The organism is Roseomonas rosulenta, from assembly GCF_016106005.1.
Classification (GTDB): Bacteria; Pseudomonadota; Alphaproteobacteria; order Acetobacterales; family Acetobacteraceae; genus Neoroseomonas; species Neoroseomonas rosulenta.
On record NZ_JACADR010000356.1, the window covers coordinates 1 to 3,862 of the forward strand.

At 73.5% G+C, this 3,862-nt stretch carries 6 protein-coding genes; 1 reads left to right on the top strand and 5 read right to left on the bottom strand.

Translation table 11 applies throughout. The annotated features are described in order from the left end of the window. Nucleotides 1-105 precede the first annotated feature (105 nt). On the bottom strand, nucleotides 106-1,560 hold the full coding sequence (locus HW578_RS24015) for an amidase (protein WP_198373229.1): 1,455 nt from the start codon (nucleotides 1,558-1,560) through the stop codon (nucleotides 106-108). A 6-nt stretch (nucleotides 1,561-1,566) separates the two neighbouring features. After that, complete coding sequence (locus HW578_RS24020) at nucleotides 1,567-1,785, bottom strand: DUF6494 family protein (protein WP_198373230.1); 219 nt, start codon at nucleotides 1,783-1,785, stop codon at nucleotides 1,567-1,569. A gap of 81 nt (nucleotides 1,786-1,866) precedes the next feature. On the opposite strand from HW578_RS24020, the gene HW578_RS24025 reads away from it, so the two are divergent. Beyond that, nucleotides 1,867-2,514 (top strand): FMN-binding negative transcriptional regulator, encoded by a 648-nt coding sequence (locus HW578_RS24025; protein ID WP_198373231.1) that lies wholly within the window; start codon nucleotides 1,867-1,869, stop codon nucleotides 2,512-2,514. 100 nt (nucleotides 2,515-2,614) lie between these two features. Here the strand turns inward: HW578_RS24025 and HW578_RS24030 are convergent, their stop codons facing one another. The 3 genes from HW578_RS24030 to HW578_RS24040 form a co-directional block, all read right to left on the bottom strand. Beyond that, nucleotides 2,615-2,851, bottom strand: a complete 237-nt coding sequence (locus tag HW578_RS24030; protein ID WP_232479245.1) for a hypothetical protein — start codon at nucleotides 2,849-2,851, stop codon at nucleotides 2,615-2,617. Further along, on the bottom strand, nucleotides 2,851-3,696 hold the full coding sequence (gene folD / locus HW578_RS24035; RefSeq protein ID WP_198373233.1) for a bifunctional methylenetetrahydrofolate dehydrogenase/methenyltetrahydrofolate cyclohydrolase FolD: 846 nt from the start codon (nucleotides 3,694-3,696) through the stop codon (nucleotides 2,851-2,853). Before folD ends, HW578_RS24030 begins: the two co-directional genes overlap by 1 nt. Then, on the bottom strand, nucleotides 3,693-3,862 hold a 170-nt coding region (locus HW578_RS24040; protein WP_198373234.1), incomplete at its 5' end, for a DUF167 family protein. The genes folD and HW578_RS24040, both read right to left, overlap by 4 nt.

The following is a 3,862-nucleotide window of genomic DNA, read 5'->3' on the forward strand; positions in this document are numbered from 1 at the left end:
GCCTCGCGCGCCGGCGGCGCGCATGCCCGACGCAGGTGGGGCGAGCGACCATCGGCCCGGCGCCGCGCGCGCGCCGGGGCGGCGAAGCCGTCGTCCGCCTGGTGCTCACTCGTAGGGCGGAACCTCGCCGGGGCGCGGGTCGATCGGCAGCCTGCGGTCGAGGCCGCTGAGGCGTTCGAACAAGGCGGCAACCTGCAGGGCGCGCGCATCCTGCCGCGGCGGTGCCACCACCTGCAGCCCGACCGGCCGGCCGTACCGGTCGAAGCCGCACGGCACCGCGACGGCCGGGCAGCTCGCGAGTGTGGCGAAGGCGTTGATCAGCGACCCGCCCATGTAGTTTTCGAGCACCTGGCCCGCGATGCGTTCCGGCGCGCGCAGCATCACGTCGAAGGCCGGCGTCGAGGCGCCGGGCGTCACCAGCACATCGCAGCGCGCGAAGATCTCGCGCATGGCGCGGAAGAACCGCGCGCGCTCATGCTCGGCCCAGGCCAGGCGCGAGGGAGTCTCGGCCAGGCCACGCTCGGTCTGCCAGACGATGTCGGGCTTGAGCAGGTGGCGCTTCGTCGCGAGCAGTTCCTCCCGGTCCACCACGAAATGCTGGCTGCGCAGCACCAGGAACGCTTCGTTCAGCGCGCCGAGGTCGGGGTGCATCTCCTCGACCGCGATCCCCAGGGCTTCGAAGCGGCGCATTTCCCGCGCGCAGATCTCGCGCATCTCGCGGTCCATCGGCAGCGCGCCGCCGAAATCGGCGGTGAAGGCGATGCGGAGCGGCTTCTCGGCCTCCGCGGCCGCGACGGCATCGGCATACGAACGCCCCGGCGCGTCATAGGTCATCGGGTCGTCGATGTCCCAGCCCGCCATGGTGTCGAGGAACAGCGCCAGGTCGGCGATGTTGCGCGCCATCGGCCCCTGCACGGACAAGGGCGACCACAGATCCTCCTGCGCGCCGCGGGTCACGCGGCCGGGCGAGGGCCGCAGCCCCACGACGGAACAGTATGTCGCCGGCCGGCGCAGCGATCCGCCATGGTCAGAGCCATGCGCCAGCCAGACCTCCCCGGTCGCCAGCGCCACCGCGCCGCCGCCGGTCGAGCCCCCACACGTCAGCGAGGTGTTCCACGGGTTGCGCGTGCGGCCGAACACCTCGTTGAAGGTCGATCCGCCGGCGCCGAACTCCGGCGTGTTGGACTTCGCGATCACCACGCCGCCGCGGCGCTCGATGCGCTCGACCACCGGGTGGCTGCGGTCGGGGACGTGGTCGGCGAAGATCGGGCTGCCGAAGGTGGTGCGGACGCCGGCCACCTCGGTCAGGTCCTTGATCGCCACGGGCAGGCCGGCGAGCCAGCCGGGCTCGCCCTCGGCTTCGCGTCGCTCGCCGCGCATCAGTGCCTTCGCATGGTCGCGCGCGCGATCGAGGCAGAGCGTCGGCAGCGCATTCACCGCCGGCTCCACCTGCGCGATGCGCGCGGCGGCAGCGTCGATCAGGTCGAGCGGGGTGATCTCCCGCGCGCGCAGCCTCGCCACGGCCTCGGTGGCGGTGAGGCGGATCAGCTCATCGGTCATGGGCGGTCAGTCCAGCGGGAGTTCGGCTTCGACGACATGGTTCAGCCCCGGCGCATCGGGCGAGGTCAGCGCCATGCGCAGCCGCAGCACGCGACCCGGCGCCGCGGCCTCCCGCGTTGGATCTCCCGTGCGCTCCCGCGCGACCTTCTCGATCTCGCGCTGGGAGGTGACGCCCACCTGCTTGAGGAACTTGCGCAGTTCCATGTTGAAGCGGTCCTCGTCCATGGCATGCCTCCCGTGCGATGCGTGCCGGTTCCCCGCGAGGCCGGCACCGCGATAGCCTGCACCCTCCAGGAGCATTGCGCCATGTACACCCCGCCCGCCTTCCGCGAGGACCGTCCCGAGGTTCTGCACGCGGTGATGCGCGCGGCGCGCCTGGCGCTGCTGGTCAGCGCCGCACCGGATGGCGGCGCGCCGGAGGCCACGCACCTGCCGCTGCTGCTGGACCCTGGCGAAGGCCCGCACGGCACGCTCTACGGCCATGTGGCCAAGGCCAACCCGCAATGGCGGTCACTGGCGGCGGGCGGGCCGGCGCGCGCCATCTTCCCGGGGCCGGAGGCCTATGTCTCGCCCTCCCACTACGCCAGCAAGGCGGAGCACGGGCGCGTCGTGCCGACCTGGAACTACGTGGCCGTCCACGCGATCGGCCCGGTCGAGGTGGTGGAGGATGCCGCCCGCCTGCACGCCCTGGTGAGCCGCCTGACCGACCACCACGAGGCGCCGCGCGCCGACCCCTGGGCGGTGGCCGATGCGCCGGAACCCTTCATCGCCGGCCAGCTGAAGGGCATCGTCGGAATCGTGCTGCGCATCGAGACGCTGATCGGCAAGCGCAAGCTCAGCCAGAACCGCAGCGAGGCTGATCGCGCCGGGGTGGTGGCAGGCCTGCACGCCAGCGCCGACCCGGCCGACCGCGCGGTGGCGGCGGCGATGCAGGGCGAGGCCGACGCGCCGTAGAGCAGATCCCGATCAGGTGGAATCACCCGATCGGGTGAAGAGGCTCGCAGAAACAAGGCGCCAGAGGCGTTGCCGCCAGCCGAGGCCTGCGGAAACGCCTCTAGCTGCCCAGCCCCTTGTCGATCCGCGCCAGCACGATGCGCAGGCGGCGCACCGTGCAGCCGATCTCGCCGATCGCGATCAGCGCCAGCGCCGGCAGCGCGCCCGCCAGGCCATAGAGAAGCCGTGCACGGTTCCACTCCGCGCCGAGCAGCGGTGTCGCCTGGAGAGCCAGCACCAGGCAGGCGATCACGCCGGCGACGCCCACTACCTGCAGCGCGCGGTAGAAGACCACCATCACGTCCCACGGCGCGCTAGCGCCGCCTCCAGCGTGTTCTCGAGCAGGCAGGCGATGGTCATGGGCCCGACGCCGCCCGGCACCGGCGTGATGGCGCCCGCCACGGCGCAGGCCTCGGCGAAAGCCACGTCGCCGACCAGGCGCCCATCGGCCAGGCGGTTGATGCCGACATCCACCACGACCGCGCCGGGCGCGATCCAGTCTCCGCGCACCATCTCGGGCCGGCCGACGGCGGCGACCAGCACCTCGGCGCGGCGACATTCGGCGGCGATGTCCCGCGTGCGGGAATGCGCGACGGTCACGGTGCAATCCGCCCCCAGCAGCAGTTGCGCCATGGGCCGGCCCACGATCTGCGAGCGCCCCAGCACCACCGCCCGCGCGCCGCGCAGCGCCACGCCCGATTCCGCCAGGATGTGCATCACCCCGCGCGGCGTGCAGGGCACGAGGCCCGGCTGCCCGGCGGCGAGCCGCCCGGCGTTCAGCGGATGGAAGCCGTCGACGTCCTTGGCCGGATCGACCGCGGCGATGGCGGCCTCGGCGCGGATCTGCGGGGGCAGCGGCAATTGCACCAGGATGCCGTCCACGGCCGCATCGGCGTTCAGGGCCGCGATGGTGGCAAGCAGCGCGGCCTCGGTGGTGTCGGCGGGCAGGTGGATGGTGGCGCTGTCGAAGCCGACCTCCTGCGCCGCGCGGTCCTTGTTGCGGACATAGACGCCAGAGGCCGGATCATCCCCCACCCGCACCACGCGCAGGCCGGGGCGGAACGGGAGTGCCGCGACGCGTTCGGCGAGGCGCGCGCGCAGCCGCGCGGCGATCGCCTTGCCATCCAGGATGCGTGCGCTCATGCCAGGGTCTCCAGCCGCGGGCCGAGCAGTGCCGCGTCGCCCGCCACGCGCAGCGTCTTCTCGCGGCTGGTGGCCCCCTGCGCGACCTCGACCGCCGTGGCGGCGACGCCGAGCGCGGCGGCGAGCGTGGCGCAGGCGGCGCGGTTCGCGCGCGCATCCTCCGGCG